The 626-nt window shown below is 45.0% G+C and carries 1 protein-coding gene; it reads right to left on the reverse strand.

Going from position 1 to position 626, the window contains the following annotated elements:
* Positions 1–626 (reverse strand): efflux RND transporter permease subunit (locus R7040_RS27600; protein ID WP_318097763.1); only part of this gene is annotated, 626 nt, incomplete at both ends.

Below are 626 nucleotides of genomic sequence, written 5' to 3' on the forward strand. Positions count from 1 at the left end.
CTATACTCCTACTTCGAGAAGAAACTTCAATCACCAAATCATGTTCAACCGGAGGGCCGGCATCCGGGAATTTGTACTCTAACTCAACGCCATAAAATTGGTCGGTGGTAGCTTTTAGCTCTTCAATGATCGTTTTGACTTTACGACGATATTGCCAATCCACAGGAGTTATTTGAATCTGACCGATTTCGTCACCATTATCGCTCGATCCAGTGCGAGTGTAGACACTTTCACACTCATCATGACCCAGCATGACCTTTTCAATTTCTCGCATTACGATATCTTTCTCATTAATGGAAAGATCCCCGTAAGAGCGTACTTTTACGGTGAAAAATGGCGGATCGACTTCAGGGAAAAACTCCGCCCCTAACCCCGCTTTACTGTAAGTAAATCCAACACCACCCGCCAGCAATACCGCGCTCAGCAGCACTTTCCAAGGATGTTGAATCGCCACAAACAAGGTTTTGTAATAAAGCTTGGTAATTCCTGTCGCTTTCTCAAAGTTTCCGTTGTGCAGCTCCACCATTTCTTGTTGGGCTTTAGGATTGAGAACCTGAGGTTTACCAATAATGCCGCCAATAACAGGCACAAATAGCAAAGCCATCACCAATGACGCCGCTAACGTC

The organism is Vibrio sp. 1069, from assembly GCF_033340555.1.